Genomic DNA, 20,340 nt, shown 5'->3' with positions numbered 1-20,340 from the left:
CGTTTTCACCACCGATGGAGTGTCCCATGAAAATCCAATCCGCTATCGCTACGCTGGTGTTGGGCGCGGTACTCGTATCGCCGGCGTTCGCGGCGAACAGCCAGCAGACCAAGATGGCCGACTGCAACAAGCAGGCCGGCGACAAGAAAGGCGACGAGCGCAAGGCGTTCATGCAAACCTGTCTTTCCGCGAAGCCGGCCGCCGCCGCGCCGATGAGCCAGCAGGACAAGATGAAGGCGTGCAACAAGCAGGCAGGCGACAAGAAAGGCGACGACCGCAAGGCGTTCATGAAGACCTGCCTGTCCTCGTCGGCGCCTGCCAACTGAACAAGACGCGTAGCCGTTCCTCCAGCCGGCGCCCTGCCTGTCGACACGGCGCCGGTGCATCGTTCCACCCGCGCGGCGCTTCGCTCGCCCCCTGCTTCGTAGTCCACCCGCCGCAACGCGCCGTTTTCTTCTATGATGGCTGCGGAGACGGCCCACCCTCACATATAGAATCAATCAAAACTGGGCCGCCATCTTGTCGTTGGTGCTACTGAGCATCGATCGGAGGCAAGGATGGTATCGAAGCACAAAAACCGCTGGTTAAGGCGGTGGTTGCTGGTCATCATATTCTGGGCCGTGCCTGTGGCGATCGTCGCGGTCAACGAGATCCGCGAGGAAATGTCGTACAACGCGGTCGATCTCGAGCGCGCGCTGACCACCTGGAATTTCACTCAGGCGCAGCGCGCCGCCGGCGCGCCCGCGCATTGTCATGGCAAACCCGACGAGGCAAAAGCCGCCGGCTGCCCGGCCGACGTGCTGGCCGCCAACGCGCCGCGTCAGCAGGACGCGATCAACGAATACAACGTGCGTCGCTCGACGCTGTTCGCGTATCTGTGGCACGCGTTCGTCGGCTATTGGATCGTGCCGGCGGCGGTCCTGTTCGCGATCGGCGCGATCATCAGCATGGTGCGCCGCGCGCTGCGGCGCCCGCCCGCGGTCAAGAGTCCGGTGAATCACGGCTGAGCGGCGGCCACGCCGTTCGTACTGCAATCTGCTGCGTCGAAACAACACTTTCATTTCCATGTCGATGGACCGCGGCACGACGCGAAAATCGGTAAAAACCGGCGCATCGCGGGGCCGCGCCGAAGCGTCCCCAAAATCGCCACGCCTCGGGCGCTCGTCCGCTTCGGCTCCTCCGATCTTCGCCCGAGGCGTACTTCGACGCGGCCCGGCGGGCCGGTCAAAATTACTTAAAAGCACCTTACGATTAGCCTCAAACCCTTGTCCCATAAGGCTTTTCGCGTTGCCACGCGACGCGCCTTTTACACCAGGCTGTGATATAACTCAGAGGCAACCAGGCGACATCAACACGGTTGCGCCCCGGATCCACCACGGAGAAAAACGATGCAAAGACGACACTTCATGTTGAAGACGACCGCTGCGCTAGCTTTCGGAGGCCTTGCACTCGCCGGGTGCACGACGACGGGCAACACTCCGGACAATGCTCATGTCAACGCCTCGAAACGACAGTCGATCGACGCCAGCGTCGACGGCACGCTGTCCAGACTGTTCACGACCGTGCCGGGCTCGCGTGAGCTGGTGTCGAAGGCGCGCGGCGTGCTGGTGTTCCCGTCGGTGATACAGGCGGGCTTCATCGTCGGCGGTCAGTATGGCGAAGGCGCATTGCGAGTGGGCGGCGCGACGGTCGGCTACTACAGCACCGTGTCAGGCTCGTTCGGCCTGACGGCGGGCGCGCAGTCGAAGGCACTGATCTTCCTGTTCATGACGCAGGATTCGCTCGACAAATTCCGCAACGCGGACGGCTGGTCGGCCGGCGTCGATGCATCGGTCGCGCTCGTGAAGGTCGGCGCGAACGGCGCCGTCGACACGACCACGGCCACCGCGCCGGTCCAGGTTTTCGTCTTGACCAACGCGGGCCTGATGGGCGACGTGTCGCTGCAAGGCACGAAGGTCACGCGGCTGAAGATCTGAGCGCGTTGCCCGGCACGCTACCCTGAACACCTGCGCGCGCATCCCGACACGCGCGCAGGCTTTGCATCCGGATCGCATCGCGGCGAAGGCCGCGCGAGGGACCCTGTGTGGGCCATCGCGCGGCCTTTTTGTTGTGCGATGCCGATGCCGGCGCTCACACGCGAGAAAACCCGAGCGCGAAAAAAAACGGCGGCGCGCCTCGCGCACCGCCGTTCTTCGCTTCGACACGCGCGAATGGTCCCGCGTCAAGCGCCCGACGAATCGATCACCTTGAACCGCGAGCGCTTCTGCGTGCGAATCACCGACTGATACGCCTCCACATACTGACGCGCCATCCGGTGCGACGTGAAGCGCTCCTCGAAGCGCCGCCGCACGCCCGCGCGCGGCACCTTGTGCAGCCGGTTGACGGCCGCCACCGCGCCGATCTCGTCCTCGACGATGAACCCGGTCACGCCCTCTTCGAGCACTTCCGGCACCGAGCCGCGGTTGAACGCGATCACCGGCGTGCCGCACGCCATCGCCTCGATCATCACGAGACCGAACGGCTCCGGCCAGTCGATCGGAAACAGCAGCGCATGCGCGCCCGACAGAAACTCGGCCTTCTGATGATCGGCGATCTCGCCGATGTACTCGACGTACGGCAGATCGAGCAACGGCCGGATGTCACGCTCGAAGTATTCGCGGTCGGCCGCATCGACCTTGGCGGCGATGCGGATCGGCATGCCGCAGCGGCCCGCGATGCGGATCGCCGTATCGACGCGTTTTTCCGGGGAAATCCGGCCGAGAAACGCGAGGTACTTCTGCTCGACCGGTTGCGGTGTATAGAGCTGCTCCGGCAGGCCGTGATAGACCGTGGTGAGCCAGCGCGCCTGCGGCAGCGGATGACGCTGCGCATTCGAGATCGAGATCACCGGCACCGAGTTGAAGGTGTCGAACACTGGCTGCTGCTCGGGCAGATCGAGCCGCCCATGCATCGTCGTGACGAATGGCGTTTCCTGCCGCTTGAATACCGAGAACGAGTAATAGTCGAGATGGAAATGCAGCACGTCGAAGTCTTCGGCCTGGCGGCGCACCAGTTCCATCAGCAGCATGTGCGGCGCGACGCGGTCGCGAATGCCCGGATCGAGCCGCAGCGCACGCGGCCACACCGGTTCGAGCTTCGCGCTCGTGACGGAGTCGCCACTCGCGAACAGCGTCACGTCGTGGCCCTGCTCGACCAGCGCCTCGGTGATGTACGACACGACCCGCTCCGTGCCGCCGTAAAGCTTCGGCGGCACCGATTCGGTCAGCGGGGCGATCTGCGCAATCTTCATATTGTGTCTCCGTGAGCCGATAGCTGACGCGCAATCGCGATGCCGTCGGCGACGCCGAGTATGACAGCGCCATGACGTCGGATCAATTCACGCGGTCCCTAAGCGCCGCATGCATCGTCGCTACGGAGGATTATTCCTTGGCGCCGGTGGAAAAGCCGCAGGTCTTGCAATTGCTCGGTGCTGTTACAAACGGCTTACATCCGCCATCACCGCGTCGTCATTTGTGGCCCCCGCCCTCGCCCGGCCGACGCACGGGCACGCTGCGCAAATCCCTGAGAAAGCTGTCGCGCCATACGCCGAGATCGTTCTCGCGCAGCGCGGCCATGTTGATCTCGTGACGCCGCTGGCGCGCGTCGAGCGGCATCTGCAGTGCGCGCTGCAAGGCTTCGCACATGCCGATCGCATCGTGCGGATTGACGAGCACCGCGCCGGAGAGCTCGGCCGCGGCGCCCGCGAAAATCGACAGCACCAGCACGCCGGGATCTTCGGGATTCTGTGCTGCCACGTACTCCTTCGCGACGAGGTTCATGCCGTCGTGCAGCGGCGTGACGAAGCCGATCTGCGACTCGCGAAACAGCGACATCAGCTTCCAGCGGTCGTACTGCTGGTTCAGATAGCGGATCGGCGTGTAATCGAGCCCCGAGTAGCGGCCGTTGATGCGCCCCGCCTCGTATTCGAGATCCTGGCGGATCTTCTGATAGGTCGCGACGTCCGAGCGCGTTGGCGGCGCGATCTGCACGAGCGTGACGTTGCCGCGCCATTCGGGCGAGCGTTCGAGCAGCAGTTCGAACGCGCGAAACCGCTCGACCAGCCCCTTCGAATAATCGAGCCGGTCGACGCTCATGATCAGCTTGCGCCCTTCGAGACTCTGCTTCAGTTCGAGCACGTGCTGGCGGCTTTCGTAGCGCTTGGCCTGCTCGGCGATTTCATCGGGGAACACGCCGATCCGGTACACGCCGGTGCGCAGCTTGCGCCCGAACGCCTCGACCATGCCGTCCGCGCTGACCGTGCCGCGCGCGTGACGCGTCACGTAGTCGTGGAACGCCTGCTGGTCGGTGGCGGTCTGGAAGCCGAGCAGGTCGTAGCACGACAGCGACTTCACGAGTTCCTCGTGCGGCGGAATGTTGAGCAGGATCTGCGGCGCGGGAAACGGGATGTGCAGAAAGAAACCGATGCGGTTGGTCACGCCCTCGCTGCGCAGCGCCTCGGCGAACGGGATCAGATGGTAGTCGTGAATCCAGATGATGTCGTCCGGTTCGAGCAGCTTGACCAGCTTGTGCGCGAGCCACGCGTTGACGCGCCGGTAGCCCGCGTACTCGTCGCGCTCGTAGCGCGCGAGGTCGTTACGGTAGTGGAATACCGGCCACAGCGTCGCGTTCGAGAAGCCCCGGTAGTACTGGTCGTAGTCCTTGCGCGTGAGGCCGACGGTCGCGAAGGTCACCGCGCCGTCCTGCTCGAGCATCGGCCCCGCATTGGCGACCGTCTCGCTGACCACATCGCCGCTCCAGCCGAACCAGACGCCGCCTGCATCCTTGAGCGCGCCGAATACGCCGACAGCCAGTCCGCCCGCCGATCCCTTGGTCTCCGTCGGCGTCGCGACGCGATTCGACACGACGATCAATCGGCCCATATTGCATGTCCTCCGTAGTTCTTGCGGTGCGCCGCGCCGACTGCGCGGGCGTGGTGCGCCCGTTAACAGCAATCGGCGTGCCCGCGCATCGTTGGGCGTGAGCGCGGCCGCGAGTCGCGATTAGTGATTAGCGATTCGTGATTGGCGCTCGGCAACGCATGGCTAAGCCTGTTCCTTCGCCTTATGCGGGACTTCGGCCGCGCCAGTGCGGCCGAGGCGGCTCGCCACCGGATCGGCTTCGGTATGCGCGGCGGTGCTGCCGGCGGGCGCCTGCCGGCTGCGCGGCAGCCAGTCGATCGGACCCGCGCCGCTGGTCTCCAGCTCCGCCGACACCTCCGCACGCGCCCGCGGCAGGTATTCCGGGTAATGCCGGTGCACGAAATCGAGCAGCCCTTCGCGCACGCGGCAGCGCAAATCCCACGCGAGGCCGGAATCGGGCGCGCTGACGAGCGCGCGCAACTGCATCGCGCGTTCGGTGCAGTCCGTTACCTGCAGTACCTGCACGCGGCGGTCCCACTCGGGCGCATTCTCGACGATGCGCGCGAGCTCCTCGCGCAGCGGGGCGAGCGGCATCCGGTAATCGACGAACAGAAACACGGTGCCGATGATTTGCGAGCTGTTGCGCGTCCAGTTCGTGAACGGGTTTTCGATAAACCATTGCAGCGGCACGATCAGGCGGCGCTGGTCCCAGAGCCGCACCGATACGTAGGTGCCGGTGATTTCCTCGATGCGTCCCCACTCGTTCTGGATCACGACGACGTCGTCGAGGCGGATCGGTTGCGACAGCGCGATCTGCAAACCGGCGATCAGGTTGCCGAGCACCGGCCGCGCCGCGATACCGGCGACCAGGCCGGCGACACCGGCGGAAGCCAGCAGGCTCGCACCGATTTGCCGCACATTGGGCAAGGTCATCAGCGCACCGCCGACACCGATGATCACGATCACGATCATCACCGAGCGCGCGAGCACACGCGCCTGCGTATGGATGCGGCGCGCCTGCAGGTTATCGGCGCTATCGAGCGGATGGGCGCGGATGATCGCTTCGCCGATCGCCGCGGCCGAGCGCACCGACAGCCACGTGAGCGCGGCGATCAGCGCGATGCCGGTGATGTCGCGCACCGGTTCGATGAAGTTGAGGGTATCGGGCGCCTCGGACCAGACCCACGCGAGCACGAGGATCACGAGGACGAACAGCGACGGCTTGTCGATGTAGCGCAGCACGACGCTCGTCAGCGCATGCGGCTGCGCGAGACGCATCACGACGCGCGCGCCGAAGCGGTGAACGCCGATCGCCACGATCGTCACGAAGGCCGTCACAATCAGCGCGCCGAGCCACGTATGCAGCGGCGCGGCGGCCACGCGGTAGAAGTCGTCGATAGTAGGCATAACGGGCATCTTCCTCCGGGCTCGATGAGCGGCGGCGCGCCTGCGGGACTACTGACATCCGGGGGTGCCCCAGCGGGAGCGATGACCCCGACACCGAGGCGCACGACGGCGCCTGGGCGTTACAACGGGTTCTTCGATGCGCGGCGGTTATCGGTCAGCTGCCGCTCTTGCAGGGAAACGCCTTGCCGAGACCCAGCGAAATCGCCGTGCTCGCGTTGTAGCCCGCGGCGTTCGGATTCTCCGCGATGTATTTGCGCACCGCGTCGGTCAACTGCGCCGAGCGCGCATCCGGCGGCAGGCAGAAGTACTGGCCGACGCGCGGACCGGTGGTGCCGCCGATCGCGTCGATCGTGTTGAAGATGCCGTCGGCCGCGCCTTCGATGTAGGCCGCGCAGGCGCTACGCGAAGCGATGTCCGTCTTGGTGCACAGCTTGTTGAGGTCGCCTCCCGTAAACGCGGCTGCCGAAAGCGGCAAGGCAAGCGCGCCGGCGAAAATCAATGCCCGCAGCATGGTGTTCCTTTCCAGGGTTGTTTATCACGCGGTCTTTCTGCCGCGTCCGGACGGCGCGCTACGCGGCGCGCCGAAGTCGTCATTCTGCACTGTTTTACACGGCGGCAGCAGGCCCGCTGCCGCGCGGCTCGGACAAAACCGCAGCAAAACGGCACGGCCTCGCGGGCGCGCCGCGCCGCCTGCCGACAGCGTCATTGCTTCTGCTGCTGGGTCTGCTGCATGCGCGCCGTGAGTCCTTCGACGACGTCCGGCTCCTTGTAGGTCTTGGCGAAATCGAGCGCGGTCATGCCGATCTGGTTTTTCACCGACAGGTCCGCGCCGTTGTCGAGCAGCAGCTTGACGGTCGACACATGGCCGCCGCGCGCGGCCATCATCAGCGGCGTGGTGCCGTTCGGCGAGCCGGTGTCGACGTAGGCCGAGTGGTCGAGCAGCACCTTGACGATGTCGTCGTGGCCGTTCGCAGCCGCGTAGTGCAGCGGCGCCCAGCCCTTCTTGTTGACCTCGGCGTCCTTCGCGATCAGCAGATTCACGAGGTTCAGGTCGCCGACCAGCGACGCCATCATCAGCGCGTTCTCACCGGCCTTGTCCTGAATCTCGATGTCGGTCTTCGGGTTCGCGAGCAGCGCGGCCGCGACCTTGTCGGATTTCTCGCGCGCGGCGATCACGAGCAGCGGCATGCCCTGGTTGTCGACGCTGTTCGGGTCCATGCCCTTGGCGAGCAGCTTGTTGACGCCGCTGACGTCGTCGAACTTGACCGCCTTGATCAGCGTGTCGATCGGCGCTGCATGCGCGGGCACCGCGACTAGCGCCGCGCAGGCGAGCGCGGCGGCGCACGCAAGACGGCGTGCCGGCGCGAGAGCCCGGGCGGCCGGCCCGGCGTACAGCGGTTGAAAATCAGCGGACAACGTCGAAATGTTTTTCATATAGTACTTTATGAAAGTTTCCTATCTCTTTGATAATTCATCTTTTTCAGACGCCGTCCGGTGCGGCGATTCCGAACAGCCTGAAGAAGTTTTGCGTGGTTGCGGCGGCTAGCGCCTCGTCCGACATCTCGCGTTGCTGCGCGATGAAGCGTCCGACATAACTGACGTACGCAGGTTCATTCGGCTTGCCGCGATACGGCACCGGCGCCAGATACGGCGAATCGGTTTCGATCAGCAGACGCTCGAGCGGCACGCGGCGCGCGACCTCCTGCACATCGGTCGCGTTCTTGAACGTGACGATGCCCGACAGCGAAATGTAGAAATTCTGCGCAAGCGCCTGCTCGGCGATGGCCCACGGTTCCGTGAAGCAATGCATCACGCCGCCCGGCACGCCCGCGCGCTCCTCGGCCATGATGCGCAACGTGTCTTCCGACGACGAGCGGGTGTGGATGATCAGCGGCTTACCCGTCGCGTGCGCGGCGCGGATGTGGGTGCGAAAGCGCTCGCGCTGCCACTCCATGTCGGCGATCGAGCGGCCTTCGAGGCGGTAGTAGTCGAGCCCGGTTTCGCCGATCGCGACGACCTTCGGATGCTCGGCCAGTTCGACCAGCTCGGCCACGCTCGGCTCGCGCATGTGCTCGTGATCGGGATGCACGCCGACCGACGCGTACACGTTGTCATGGCGGCTGGCGATATCGAGCACCGACGGCAGCGTTTCGAGGTCCACCGACACGCACAGCGCGTGCGACACCGAATGGCTGCGCATGTTTTCGAGCACTTGCGGCAGACGGTCCGCGAGTCCTTCGAAGTTGATATGGCAATGTGAGTCGACAAACATGGTCAGGTCCTGCGAAAAAGGGCTTTGCGGCCGGGCGACGGCGTGGCCGGGGCCGCTTGGGACAGCTTGGGTATGTTCAGGCAGCGTGCTCAACTCGCGTGCTCAACTCGCGTGCGCAAGGCGCTTGCCAAGAATCACCAGATCGCGCTCGACGCCGTCGAGCACCGCAACGCGCGGCAGCGTGCCCCATGCGTCGAAGCCGAAGCCGCGGAACAGCCGCACGCTCGCTTCATTGTGACCGAACACGAAGCCGAGCACCGTGTCGATGCCAAGCCCCGGTGCCGCGTCGAGCGAAGCCGCCAGCAGCTGCTTGCCGAGACCCTGGCCGCGCGCGCTTTCGTCGAGATAGATGCTGACTTCGGCGGTGCGCTGGTAGGCCGGACGGCCATAAAAATCCGAAAAGCTCAGCCACGCGATCACGCGCCCCGCCTGCTGCGGATCTTCGACCACCCACAACGGCCGCATTTGCGGACCGTGCGCATGAAACCACGCATGCCGGCTCTCGATGCTGACCGGTTCGAGGTCCGCGGTGACCTGACGCGACGGGATTGTCGAATTGTAGATGGCGACGATCGCGGGCAGATCGTCGAGCGTGGCGTCGCGGTAGGAAAGGCTCATGGTGGCTTGGCTTGAATGGAATGAGACGGAAGGCTGTCTGGCTGCGGGCTCACGCAAACAGCGCGCGATAGCCGATGAACAGTTCCTCGAACACGAGCCGCGCGTTCAGCGGATGGTTTTCGACCGCGCGCTGGCGCGTGACGGTGCGCAGAAAGCGCGCGAATGCATTGGCGTCGGCCTGCGCGGCGCATCGCGCAAGCGCGGCCGACGCCTGCGGGAAATAGCGCGGCGCGCCGGCCGTGCGCTGCGCGAGCAGATCGTACATCCAGCGCTGCAGCCAGCCGAGCACGAGCGGCACCGGCAGCTTCTGCAGCGCCTCGCCACAGGCGAATGCGTCGCAGTTGGCGCCGGCTGCCAGCTGCTTGAGTGTCCAGTCGCGCAGCGGCCGGTTCTCGTCGCTGGCGAGCGCGAGCGCGGCGAGCGGCGCACCGCCCGCTTCGGCGAGCAGCGCGGCGGCGTCGTCGACGCCTTGCGCGGCGAGCCATGGCGCTGCGGCGTCCGGCGCGGGCACGCTCATCGGCCACTGACGGCAGCGGCTGATGATGGTCGGCAGCAAACGGTCGATGCGCGCTGACACCATCAGGAACACGACGCCCGCGGGCGGTTCTTCGAGCGTCTTCAGCAACGCGTTGGCGGCCGCGACGTTGAGCGCCTCGGCCGGAGACAGCACGACCACGCGCGCGCCGCCGCGGTGCGAACCGACGCCGACGAAGTCGAGCAGACCGCGGATCTGTTCGATCTTGATTTCCTTGCTCGGCGTGCGGGTCTTCTTGCCGTCGTCACCTTCGGCTTTTTCTGCCTTGTCGTCGGCGCCATTCGCGGCGTTCGCGAGACCGGCTTCGGCGGCGAGCGCTTCCGGCACGACGATGCGGTAGTCGGGGTGATTGCCTTGCGCGAACCAGTTGCAGGCCACGCACGCACCGCACGGCTCGCCGTTCGGCTGCGGCGCCTCGCACAGCAGACCCTGCGCGAGATGCTGCGCGAAGCGCAGCTTGCCGATGCCCGCCTGACCGTGCAGCAACAACGCGTGCGGCCAGTGTCCGCGCAGTTGTTGCAGGCGGCTCCAGTCATCGGCTTGCCACGGATAGATCATCGTTTGTCTTTATGAATCAATTGGTTGCACGCGTTACTTCAGATAGCGAATCAACCTGGCGCGCGGTTATAAGGATCGGTTATATCGACCTGAAATCAAAGAGTTGCGATCAACTCTTCAAGCTGCTTCTGAATTCTCACGATGCTCTGCGAAGAGTCGATGATAGCGAATCGATGCGGCGCTTCTTCGGCGCGGCGCATGTATTCGGCGCGCGTGCGCTCGAAAAACGCCGCCGACTCGCTCTCAAAACGATCCGGGTTGCGCGCCGCGCTGCGCCGCTCGTTGGCGACGGCGGGCGGCAGGTCGAACAGCACGGTCAAATCCGGCTGGAAGCCGCCCTGCACCCAGCGCTCGAGCGTCTCGAGCTTGTCGCGCGGCAGGCCGCGGCCGCCGCCCTGATACGCGAACGTGGCGTCGGTGAAACGGTCGGACAGCACCCAGTCGCCCCGCGTGAGCGCCGGCTCGATCACCTCGGCCAGATGCTGGCGGCGCAGCGCGAACATCAACAGCGCCTCGGTTTCGAGGTCCATCTTCTGATGCAGCACAATCTCGCGGATCTGTTCGCCGAGCGGCGTGCCGCCGGGCTCGCGCGTCATCACGACCGAGCGGCCGCTCGGCGCGAGCTTCGCCTCGAGGCGTTCGCGGAACCAGCCCAGATGGGTGGTCTTGCCCGCGCCGTCGATGCCTTCAAAAGTGATGAATTTGCCGCGCGCCATCATTGCCCTCGAATGTATTTGTCCACGGCCTTGTTGTGTTCGCCGAGGGTGTCAGAAAAGATGCTGCTGCCGTCGCCGCGCGACACGAAGTACAGCGCGCTGCTTGGCGCCGGGTTCATCGCCGCCTGCAGCGACGCGACGCTCGGCAGCGAGATCGGCGTCGGCGGTAGGCCCATCCGGGTGTAGGTATTGTAGGGAGTGTCGGTCTGCAGGTCTTTCTTCCTGATGCGGCCGGCGTAGCTGTCGCCCATCCCGTAGATCACCGTCGGGTCGGTCTGCAGCGGCATGCCCGCGCGCAGACGGTTGGCGAACACGGCGGCGACGAGCGCCCGGTCGGACGCCTTGCCGGTTTCCTTTTCGATGATCGACGCCATCGTCAGCGCGTCGTACGGCGTCTTGTACGGCAGATTCGGCGCGCGCGCGAGCCACGCTTCGTCGAGCCGCACGCGCATCAGCCGGTAAGCGCGGCGGTAGATGTCGAGGTCGCTCGTGTCCTTGTCGAACAGGTAGGTATCCGGGAAGAACAGCCCTTCGCCGTTGCCGATCGACGCCTCGGGCGCGCCGATTGCGCTCATCAGATCGGCGTCGCTCATGCCGAGCGTGTCGTGCTTGAGCGCGGGATTCGCGTCGAGCTCGGCGCGCATGCGCTTGAAGGTCCAGCCTTCGATGATCGTCGCCACGTATTCGTTGACGTCGCCGCGGGCGATTTTCTGCAGCACCTCGTAAGGCGTGATGCCGCTCTTGAACTCGTAGTTGCCGGACTTCAGGTCGCTTTGCAGCCCGAGCAGCCGCGTCATCGCGATGAACAGCTCGGGTTCGACCGGCACGCCGCCGCGATTGAGCTGCAGCGCGACGCTGCGCAGGCTGCTGTGCGGTTTGACGGTGACGTCGAGTTGCGCCGGGGTCAATTCGAGCGGGCGGGTGGCCCAGTAGTATCCAGCGGCGATGGCCGCCGCGGCCAGCACAACGACGAGCGCGCCGGCTGCGAAACATTTCTTGAAAAGGGTCATGCGAAACGTGACTGGGTTGGACTGAATATAATAACTGTTTGCCTTAGCCAAAGTCAGAATTGACTGTTCCCGGAATCCATGAACACACCGCTCGTGAACGCCCCAGGTAACGCTTCCGGTCTTACTCCCACCGCGGCGACGCCCGCCGCCCTGCCCATCCTGCCGCGCCCGTCGGCCGAAGAATTCGCCGCCGTGCTCGAACATGGCGCGTACATGCCGCTGTCGCAGTTCGGCGTGATCGACACGACCGGCGACGACGCGGCCAGCTTCCTGCACGCCCAGTTGACCAACGACGTCCAGCATCTCGATGCCGCGAACGCGCGCCTCGCCGGCTACTGCTCGGCCAAGGGCCGGCTGCTCGCGTCGTTCCTCTGCTGGCGCAGCGGCGACACGATCCGGCTGCTGGTATCGAAAGACGTGCAGGCCGCCGTGCAAAAGCGCCTGTCGATGTTCGTGCTGCGCGCCAAAGCCAGGCTCGTGGACGCGAGCGGCGAGCTCGCGGTGGTCGGCCTCGCGGGCGACGTGCGCGGCGCGCTGTCCGGCGTGTTCGACGCGCTGCCCGACGGTGTGCACGTGCAGGTCGACGGCACCGCGGGCACGCTGATCCGCGTGCCGGACGCGTTGGAGCGGCTGCGCTATCTGTGGATCGGTCCGAAGGCGCAGGTCGAAGCGCTGCTGCCGTCGCTGGATGGCAAGTTAAAGCGCGTGTCGCCGGCCGTGTGGGACTGGCTCGATATCCGCGCGGGCGAGCCGCGCATCACGCAGCCGGTGGTCGAGCAGTTCGTGCCGCAAATGGTCAACTTCGACGTGCTCGGCGCGGTCAATTTCCGCAAGGGCTGCTATCCGGGTCAGGAAGTGGTCGCGCGCAGCCAGTATCGCGGCACGATCAAGCGGCGCACGTCGCTCGCCAACGTCGCCGGCGAGCTGGACACGGTGCGCCCCGGCGCTGAGCTGTTCCACTCGGACGATCCCGGCCAGCCGTGCGGGATGATCGTCAACGCGGCATCGGCACAAGGCGGCGGCGTCGATCTGCTGGTCGAGATCAAGCTCACGGCGCTCGACAGCGGCAGCGTGCACGTCGGCGCGGCCGACGGCCCCGCGTTGCGCTTCCTGACGCTGCCCTACGGGCTGCCGGCCGAGGTCTGATGGTTGGGCAGGTAAGAAGCGGCGCAATCGGGCGCCGTTTTTTATTGGCTGCTTTATTCTCGTCTGATTTTTGTCGCTTTCTTTGCCGTCTGCCTTTGCGGCAGCAGGCGGCCGCCCGATGCTCTGAACGGGAGATGCTCCCCGATGTGCCTGATCGTTTTCGACTGGCGACCTGATGCGGTCGATGGTCCGCTGTTCACGCTCGCCGCGAATCGCGACGAGTTTTTTCGTCGCACGGCCGAGCCGATCGGCTGGTGGCGCGACGCGCCGGGCGTGCTGGCGGGCCGCGATCTGGTGGGCGGCGGCACGTGGCTCGGGCTGTCGCGCGACGGCCGCTTCGCCGCGCTGACCAATTACCGCGCGCCGGGTGAAATGCGCGCCGATGCGCCGACCCGCGGCACGCTCGTCAGCAACTGGCTCACGAACGCCGCGCGCGACCCCGACGGCCACCCGCACGAGACGCCGCTCGCGTATCTGGAGCACGTCGCGCAAAGCGGCGACATCTACAACGGCTTCAACCTGCTGGTCGGCGACTGGACGCGCCGTGAGCTCGCGTGGTACTGCAATCGCGGCGCCGTCGACGCAAACAGTGGCCCCACACTGCTCGCGCCCGGCACGCACGGCATCTCGAACGCGGTGCTCGACACCGCGTGGCCGAAACTGGTCAGAAAGCGCGGCGAGCTCGGCACGCTGCTCGCGCGCAATGCGATGCCGCCGCTCGAACGCCTGATCGATCTGATGCGCGATCCGCGGCTCGCGCGCGACGACGAATTGCCGTCGACCGGTATTCCGCTCGAACGCGAACGGGTGCTGTCGGCGGCATTCATCGAATCGCCGGAATATGGCACGCGCAGCACCACCGCGCTGCGCGTCGCCGCTTATGGCGACGTGATCGGCGTCGCGGTCGCCGAGCGCAGCGACGACAACGGCTCGCACCGCATCGTGCGGCCCGGCGATTTCGAGCGCAGCTTCGCGTTCAATGTCGAGCGCGACCGGATGAGCGTGGCGTGATCGTTCGAACACCGCCTCGCCGGCGCATTCGCCGCCGGCCGCTCACCGCTTCGCGACAACGTCCCTCACCCGATACCGAATGCCGCGCGCAACGCCGCCGCGGCATCCGCATGCGCCTCTGCGACTTCGGGCACGAAGCCGCCCATCTTGAAGAACTCGTGAATCATGCCGGCGTAGCGCCTGAGCGTGACCGGATTGCCGAGCGCGCGTAGTTTTTCCGCATACGCATCGCCCTCGTCGCTGAGCGGATCGTATTCGGCGGTCGCGATCCACGCGGGCGCGACGCCACGAAACTCCGGTGCGCCGCGCTCGCCGTCGAGCGGCGCGAAACGCCAGTCGTCGCGATCGCCGCTATCGCGCAGGTAGTGCTCGAAGAACCACTGGATCGTGTCGCCCGACAGCAGGAAGCCGTCGGCGAGGCGCGAGTGCGAGTCGGTCTGCTGATGGCCGGTGGTGCCCGGATAGATCAGCAATTGCAGCGCGAGCGCGATGCCGGCATCACGCGCGAGCACCGCGCAGACCGTCGCAAGCGTGCCGCCCGCGCTATCGCCGCCGAGCGCGAGCCGGGTGTCGTCGATGCCGAATTCCGCGGCGTGCGCGTGCAGCCAGCTAAGGGCGTCGAAGGCATCGTCGACAGCGGTCGGAAACTTGTGCTCGGGCGCGAGCCGGTAATCGACCGACAGCACCGCGCACTGGCCGTCGCGCGCGAACATCCGGCACAGCGCATCGTGCGTGTCGACGCTGCCGACCGTGAAGCCGCCGCCGTGGTAGTACACGAACGCCGGCAGAGGCTCCGCCCAGTTCGGCTCGACCGGGAAGTACAGGCGCGCACGGATCGTCGCGCCATCGCGCGTCGGCACCCGCAGGTCTTCGACGGAGTACATCGGCGCGCTCGGGATCTCGAGGATCGGCGCGCTCTTCTCGTACGACGCGCGCGCCGCTTGCGCGCTCATCTGGTGATACTGCGGGCGTTTGGCCCGCGCGATCATGTCGAGCACCTGCTCGATCGTCGGATTCAGCGGCATGGTTTCAGCAACGTGATGCGCACAGCACAGCACTGCGCGGCGCGCAGTGCGCCAATTGTTGTCAGGACCCGGCGCAGCGGCCACGCAGCCGGCCGCTACTCCGCGTTCTTCACTTCGGGTTTCAGCGACATCGGATCGGACGGCTCGCGCAACTGCTCGATGTCCTCGTGACGCAGCTTGACCGTCGCCATGATGCCCGGGTGCGTGATGATATAGAAACGGCGCGCGGCGATTGCCTCGAACGCAATGTCGGCGACATCGTCGACGCTGAGCTTGCCCGACTGCACCGCGCGCTGCAACTGCCTGGCCGCAGCGATTTGCGAGCGCGTCGGCCGGCTCGCGTTGCGCAGCTCGTCCGGACGCGCGCGCTCGGCCTGGGCGATGCCGGTCGGCACGAAGGCGGGACACAGCAGCGAACAGCCGACCTCGCCGTCCGTGCCGGCCTGCGCGAGCTTCAGGTCGTGATACAGCGTCTCGGTCAGCGCCACCACCGCATGCTTGGACGCGTTGTAGATGCCCATCCCCGGCGGCGCGAGCAGCCCCGCGACCGACGCCGTATTGACGATATGCGCGGGCTCGTTCTGCGCCAGCATGAGCGGCGCGAACACGCGCACGCCGTGCGCGACGCCCATCACGTTGACGCCGAACACCCACGACCAGTCGTTGGCCGAGCTTTCCCACAGGAAGCCGCCGGTGCCGACGCCCGCGTTGTTGAACAGCAGGTGGACCTTGCCGAACGCGGCGAGCGCGGCTTGCGCGAGCGCCTCGACCTGCGCGGCGCTCGATACGTCGGTCGGTACGGCGATCGCTTCGGCGCCGGCTTCGCGCAATGCGTCGACGGTCTGCGCGAGCTGCCCGGCGTTGACGTCGGCGAGCACGAGCTTCATGCCGAGCGCCGCGCCCTTGTGCGCGAACGCGCGGCCGAAGCCGCTGCCCGCGCCGGTGATCACCGCCACCTTGCCTGCGAATTCGAACATCCTGTGACTCCCTGTTTGAGTGGCGGCTGGCCGATGCGTGACGACGTCGTGCTCAGATCAGCTTGACCAGTTGCTTGCCGAAGTTGCGGCCCTTGAGCAAGCCGATGAATGCCTCGGGCGCGGTTTCGAGCCCTTGCGCGATCGTCTCGCGATAGTGCAGCTTCTTCTGCGCGACGAGCGTGCCGAGCTGCTTGAGCGCCTCCGGCCACACGTCCATGTGCTCGCTGACGATGAAGCCCTGCACGAGCAGCCGCTGCGTCAGCATCAGCGACGGATGCTTGAGAGGCAACGGCTGGCCGTCATAGCCCGCGATGAAGCCGCACAGCGCGATGCGCCCGAACGGGTTCATGCGCGCGAGCGTCGCGTCGAGCCCCTCGCCGCCGACGTTCTCGAAGCAGCCGTCGACCCCGTCGGGCGTCGCGGCCTTCAGGTCCTGGTACAGGTTGCCGGCCTTGTAGTCGACGCAGGCGTCGAAGCCGAGCGTGTCGACCACGTAGCGGCACTTGTCCGCGCCGCCCGCGATGCCGACCGCGCGCGCGCCGGCCACCTTCGCGAGCTGGCCGACCACGCTGCCCACCGCGCCGCTCGCCGCGCTGACGACTATGGTCTCGCCCGCTTTCGGCGCGATGATGCGGTTCAGCCCGTACCACGCGGTGACGCCCGGCATGCCGACCGGGCCGAGATACGCGGAGAGCGGCACGTGCGTGTCGTCGACCTTCTGCATGCCCGCGCCGTTCGAGGTGCCGTACTCCTGCCAGCCGAACATCGCAACGACCTTGTCGCCGACCGCGAACTTCGGATTCCTCGTCTCGACGACCTCGCCGACCGTGCCGCCGATCATCACCTCGTTCAGCGGCTGCGGCGGCGCGTACGACTTGCTGTCGTTCATGCGTCCGCGCATGTACGGATCGAGCGACAGATAGTGGTTGCGCACTCGTACTTCGCCGTCGGCGAGCGGCGCCAGCGGCGTTTCGACGAGCTTGAAATTAGCGGGCGTGGCTTCGCCTTGCGGACGCGAAACCAGCAGCACCTGGCGGTTGATCTGGGCCATGAAGTCGTCTCCTTGGGTTGTTGGCGGGGTGACCCGCATGTGTCGAATCCAGGTCTGAACTCTGCGATCAGGGGGCTCAGTCGCTCGGACCGGGGTTGGCCGCCGGATCGCTGCGCAGACGCTGACGCCTGACGTCGCGGCCCACCGCGAGGCGGCGCATGTACTTGAAGGTGCCGAGCGCCTTGGCGACGAAGTGACCTTCGCTGTCGCGGATCTCGCCTTCGCAATAGGCCATCGTGGTCGAGCGATGCAGCACGCGGCCGGTCGCGCGCAACTCGCCGCGCCCCGGCTGCATGAAGTTGACCTTCATCTCGACGGTGACGACGCCGACGCCGTCGCCCGCGAGACTGCGCGCGGCCATCGCGAGCGCGACGTCGGCGAGCGTCATCGTGACGCCGCCGTGCGCGACGTCCCATGTGTTCATGTGATCGGGTTGCAACGGCAGCACGACTTCGCTGACGCCATCGGCGGCGCGCAGCAGCTGCGCGCCGAGACGGTCGATGAAGGGGCTTTCCGGCAACGATGGGTTGCCTGTTGTGGCGGAAGTGGTTGGGTCGGTCATGGCGGTGTGTGGAGTTCGTGGCCGGCAAGCCCGGAAATCGGTTCGCCGCGTGCCGGTACTCCGCGAGGTGTACGCATTAACGCTAAATGGGAAATTCTACCGGCTATCGCGTGGCTCCATCCGCCTCATTCCGCTCCATCATGCGCGTCGCCAAGCGCCCCAATCGGCGCACCGCTTCATCGAGCAGATCGAGGTCCGCGCTCGGGCAACTCAGGCGAATGAAACGATCGAAGCGCCCGGTGTTCGAAAAAACGGTCCCAGGCATGATGCGGATGCCATCGTCCAACGCCGCCTCGAAAAATGCGGCCGACGACAACCCGTGCGGCAACTCCACCCAAAAGAACATACCGCCGCGCGGCGATGTGAAGCGTATGCCATCGGGAAACGCCGCGGCGATCCCCGCCGCCATGCGCTCGCGCTGCAGCCGCAGACTCTCGCGCAAGCGCCGCAAATGCCGCGCGTAAGCGCCCGTCCCCAGAAACCCGGCGAGCACGGCCATGTCGATCCGCGCGTCGCACGCGTCGCGCGCGGGCGCGGCTGTGCTGATCGCGCAAGCTTCGCCCGGCGATGCGGCGGACCTTCGCGAACTCGTCCGTCGAGCCGTCCGGCGACTCGCTGGTGCCGTCGCGAGATCGTGGCGGCGTACTACCTGAAACTCCGACCCGATCACGAGAATCGACGCCTCGCCGCCAGTTAGAATGCGTGACCAACCGCTTCCTGCTTCGAGGTGCCGGTCATGTCCTTCCCACGCCCGCGGCTTTTCGGCCGTCTCGCTACCTTCGTACGCTATTTCCACCTCGTCTGCGCGATCACGCTGACGCTTGGCGCATGCGCCGGCCTGCTCGGCGGCGATGCGTTGCGCGTCAACGTCGCCGGCATCGAGCCGCTGGCCGGCGAAGGCCTCGAGATGCGCTTCAATCTGAAGCTGCGCGTGCAGAACCCGAACGACTCCGCGGTGAGCTTCAACGGCATCGCGGTCGATCTCGAACTGAACGGCAAGCCGTTCGCCAGCGGTGTCAGCGATCAGAGCGGCACCGTGCCGCGCTTCGGCGAAACCGTCGTCAGCGTGCCGCTGACCGTGCCCGCGTTTGCCGCGGTTCGCCAGGCGCTCGGGCTTGCGGGCATCGCGCAGTCCGGGCAGGTTCCATACCGGCTGCAAGGCAAGCTCGCGGGCGGCCTGACCGGCACGACACGCTTCACCGATCAGGGCATGTTGACGCTGCCGGGTATGGCGTCGCAGTAGGCACGATGGCGGCGGGATAAAAGCGTCGAACCCACGCCGCCCGTCTTCTTGAGCCGCGCTCGCGCCCGAGTTACGCGATCTCGAACAGACCCGCCGCGCCCTGCCCGCCGCCTATGCACATCGTCACGACGACGAACTTCACGCCGCGCCGCTTGCCCTCGATCAGCGCATGGCCGACGAGCCGCGCACCCGACACGCCATACGGATGGCCTACCGCGATCGCGCCGCCGTTCACGTTCAGGCGGTCGTGCGGAATACCGAGCTTGTCCGCGCAATAGAGCACCTGCACCGCGAAGGCTTCGTTCAGCTCCCACAGGCCGATGTCGTCGACCTTGAGGCCGGCCTTCTGCAACAGCTTCGGCACCGCGAACACCGGGCCGATGCCCATTTCATCCGGCTCGCAGCCAGCCACCGCAAAGCCGCGGAAAATGCCGAGCGGCTGCAGACCTTCGCGTTCGGCCAGCGTCGCGTTCATCACGACGCAAGCCGATGCGCCGTCCGAGAACTGGCTCGCATTGCCCGCGGTGATCACGCCGCCCGGCAGCGCGGTGCGAATCTTCGACACGCCTTCGAGCGTCGTGTCGGCGCGAATCCCTTCGTCGCCGCTGACGGTCACTTCCTTCGTGTAGAGACGGCCGCTCGCCTTGTCGGCGACACCGGCGAGCACCGTCAGCGGCACGATCTCGTCGTTGAACCTGCCGGTTTCGAGCGCGGCCGCCGCGCGCTGCTGCGAGCGCACGCCGTATTCGTCCTGGCGCTCCTTCGAGATCGAGTAGCGCTTCGCGACGGTCTCGGCGGTCTGCAGCATCGACCAGTAGATTTCCGGCTTATGCTCGGTGAGCCAGCCGTCGGTCATCATGTGGTGGTTCATTTCGTTCTGCACGCACGAGATCGACTCGACGCCGCCCGCGACGTATACGTCGCCCTCACCGGCAATCACGCGTTGCGACGCGAGCGCGATCGTCTGCAATCCCGACGAGCAGAAACGGTTCACGGTCATGCCCGGCACGCTGACCGGCAGGCCCGCACGCAACGCGATCTGACGCGCGATATTGCCGCCCGTCGCGCCTTCCGGATTCGCGCACCCCATGATCACGTCCTCGACGCGCGCCGGATCGAGCTTCGCGCGCTCGACCGCGGCCTGCGTCACGTGACCGCCGAGCGTCGCGCCGTGCGTCATGTTGAAACCGCCGCGCCACGATTTGGCGAGGCCCGTGCGGGCGGTGGATACGATTACGGCGTCAGTCATGGGTGTCTCCAATTGCAATGTCGAAGTGGCGCGCCGGCTCACCGCCGTGCGTTCAAAAGCGC

Annotated in this window: 21 protein-coding genes and 1 pseudogene; 6 read left to right on the top strand and 16 right to left on the bottom strand. The window is 66.3% G+C overall.

Going from position 1 to position 20,340, the window contains the following annotated elements; genetic code table 11:
- Positions 1-26: 26 nt before the first annotated feature.
- The 3 genes from VSR82_RS01200 to VSR82_RS01190 all read left to right on the top strand — a co-directional run bounded on the left by VSR82_RS01200 (position 27) and on the right by VSR82_RS01190 (position 1,976).
- Complete coding sequence (locus VSR82_RS01200; RefSeq protein WP_018431983.1) at positions 27-326, top strand: PsiF family protein; 300 nt, start codon at positions 27-29, stop codon at positions 324-326.
- Positions 327-557: 231 nt separating this feature from the next.
- Positions 558-1,007, top strand: coding sequence for a hypothetical protein (locus tag VSR82_RS01195; protein WP_498857446.1), 450 nt, complete (start codon positions 558-560; stop codon positions 1,005-1,007).
- 381 nt (positions 1,008-1,388) lie between these two features.
- Positions 1,389-1,976 (top strand): BPSL1445 family SYLF domain-containing lipoprotein, encoded by a 588-nt coding sequence (locus tag VSR82_RS01190; RefSeq protein ID WP_026228012.1) that lies wholly within the window; start codon positions 1,389-1,391, stop codon positions 1,974-1,976.
- A 245-nt stretch (positions 1,977-2,221) separates the two neighbouring features.
- On the opposite strand, the gene VSR82_RS01185 is transcribed toward VSR82_RS01190, so the two are convergent.
- The 10 genes from VSR82_RS01185 to mltG form a co-directional block, all read right to left on the bottom strand.
- On the bottom strand, positions 2,222-3,289 hold the full coding sequence (locus VSR82_RS01185) for a glycosyltransferase family 4 protein (RefSeq protein WP_429459302.1): 1,068 nt from the start codon (positions 3,287-3,289) through the stop codon (positions 2,222-2,224).
- Between the two features lie 217 nt (positions 3,290-3,506).
- Positions 3,507-4,919, bottom strand: a complete 1,413-nt coding sequence (gene otsA / locus VSR82_RS01180; RefSeq protein ID WP_368586286.1) for an alpha,alpha-trehalose-phosphate synthase (UDP-forming) — start codon at positions 4,917-4,919, stop codon at positions 3,507-3,509.
- Between the two features lie 162 nt (positions 4,920-5,081).
- Positions 5,082-6,305, bottom strand: a complete 1,224-nt coding sequence (locus VSR82_RS01175; RefSeq protein ID WP_368586287.1) for a mechanosensitive ion channel family protein — start codon at positions 6,303-6,305, stop codon at positions 5,082-5,084.
- A gap of 154 nt (positions 6,306-6,459) precedes the next feature.
- Positions 6,460-6,816: a Rap1a/Tai family immunity protein gene (locus VSR82_RS01170; protein ID WP_018431989.1), complete on the bottom strand. Its 357-nt coding sequence runs from the start codon at positions 6,814-6,816 to the stop codon at positions 6,460-6,462.
- A gap of 191 nt (positions 6,817-7,007) precedes the next feature.
- Entirely contained in the window at positions 7,008-7,739 is a 732-nt protein-coding gene (locus VSR82_RS01165) for an ankyrin repeat domain-containing protein (protein WP_429459308.1), read from the bottom strand.
- 46 nt (positions 7,740-7,785) lie between these two features.
- On the bottom strand, positions 7,786-8,577 hold the full coding sequence (locus VSR82_RS01160; RefSeq protein ID WP_429459310.1) for a TatD family hydrolase: 792 nt from the start codon (positions 8,575-8,577) through the stop codon (positions 7,786-7,788).
- A 102-nt stretch (positions 8,578-8,679) separates the two neighbouring features.
- Positions 8,680-9,195, bottom strand: coding sequence for a GNAT family N-acetyltransferase (locus VSR82_RS01155; protein ID WP_429459312.1), 516 nt, complete (start codon positions 9,193-9,195; stop codon positions 8,680-8,682).
- 49 nt (positions 9,196-9,244) lie between these two features.
- The gene (locus tag VSR82_RS01150) at positions 9,245-10,288 is read right to left on the bottom strand and encodes a DNA polymerase III subunit delta' (protein ID WP_429459314.1); all 1,044 of its coding nucleotides are present in this window, start codon (positions 10,286-10,288) and stop codon (positions 9,245-9,247) included.
- Positions 10,289-10,383: 95 nt separating this feature from the next.
- A complete protein-coding gene (tmk, locus tag VSR82_RS01145) occupies positions 10,384-11,004 on the bottom strand; it encodes a dTMP kinase (protein ID WP_176108577.1) in 621 nt (206 codons plus the stop codon).
- Positions 11,004-12,014, bottom strand: coding sequence for an endolytic transglycosylase MltG (mltG, locus tag VSR82_RS01140; RefSeq protein WP_013089429.1), 1,011 nt, complete (start codon positions 12,012-12,014; stop codon positions 11,004-11,006). Before mltG ends, tmk begins: the two co-directional genes overlap by 1 nt.
- Positions 12,015-12,092: 78 nt before the next feature.
- Between mltG and ygfZ the strand changes: the two genes are divergently transcribed.
- Positions 12,093-13,160 carry a CAF17-like 4Fe-4S cluster assembly/insertion protein YgfZ gene (ygfZ, locus tag VSR82_RS01135; protein WP_368587884.1) on the top strand — a complete coding sequence of 356 codons (1,068 nt, stop codon included), beginning with the start codon at positions 12,093-12,095 and terminating at the stop codon, positions 13,158-13,160.
- A 144-nt stretch (positions 13,161-13,304) separates the two neighbouring features.
- Complete coding sequence (locus VSR82_RS01130; RefSeq protein WP_498857445.1) at positions 13,305-14,171, top strand: NRDE family protein; 867 nt, start codon at positions 13,305-13,307, stop codon at positions 14,169-14,171.
- 65 nt (positions 14,172-14,236) lie between these two features.
- On the opposite strand, the gene VSR82_RS01125 is transcribed toward VSR82_RS01130, so the two are convergent.
- The 5 genes and pseudogenes from VSR82_RS01125 to VSR82_RS01105 form a co-directional block, all read right to left on the bottom strand.
- On the bottom strand, positions 14,237-15,196 hold the full coding sequence (locus tag VSR82_RS01125; RefSeq protein ID WP_429459319.1) for an alpha/beta hydrolase: 960 nt from the start codon (positions 15,194-15,196) through the stop codon (positions 14,237-14,239).
- 95 nt (positions 15,197-15,291) lie between these two features.
- Positions 15,292-16,173, bottom strand: a complete 882-nt coding sequence (locus tag VSR82_RS01120) for an SDR family oxidoreductase (RefSeq protein WP_429459321.1) — start codon at positions 16,171-16,173, stop codon at positions 15,292-15,294.
- 52 nt (positions 16,174-16,225) lie between these two features.
- Positions 16,226-17,224, bottom strand: a complete 999-nt coding sequence (locus VSR82_RS01115; RefSeq protein WP_410849130.1) for an NADP-dependent oxidoreductase — start codon at positions 17,222-17,224, stop codon at positions 16,226-16,228.
- 76 nt (positions 17,225-17,300) lie between these two features.
- The gene (locus VSR82_RS01110; protein ID WP_429459323.1) at positions 17,301-17,786 is read right to left on the bottom strand and encodes a PaaI family thioesterase; all 486 of its coding nucleotides are present in this window, start codon (positions 17,784-17,786) and stop codon (positions 17,301-17,303) included.
- Positions 17,787-17,889: 103 nt separating this feature from the next.
- Positions 17,890-18,282, bottom strand: a pseudogene (locus VSR82_RS01105) (aminotransferase class I/II-fold pyridoxal phosphate-dependent enzyme); the annotation flags it as partial.
- Between the two features lie 240 nt (positions 18,283-18,522).
- Here VSR82_RS01105 and VSR82_RS01100 point away from each other — a divergent pair.
- Entirely contained in the window at positions 18,523-19,029 is a 507-nt protein-coding gene (locus tag VSR82_RS01100) for an LEA/WHy family protein (protein ID WP_429459325.1), read from the top strand.
- Between the two features lie 70 nt (positions 19,030-19,099).
- Here VSR82_RS01100 and VSR82_RS01095 read toward each other — a convergent pair whose 3' ends face one another.
- Entirely contained in the window at positions 19,100-20,278 is a 1,179-nt protein-coding gene (locus tag VSR82_RS01095) for an acetyl-CoA C-acyltransferase (RefSeq protein WP_368585923.1), read from the bottom strand.
- Between the last annotated feature and the right edge of the window lie 62 nt (positions 20,279-20,340).

This window comes from Burkholderia sp. JPY481 (assembly GCF_038900515.1).
Lineage (GTDB): Bacteria > Pseudomonadota > Gammaproteobacteria > Burkholderiales > Burkholderiaceae > Paraburkholderia > Paraburkholderia youngii.
Note: the sequence above shows the minus strand (reverse complement) of the source record. Positions and strands in the feature narration are given on the sequence as shown.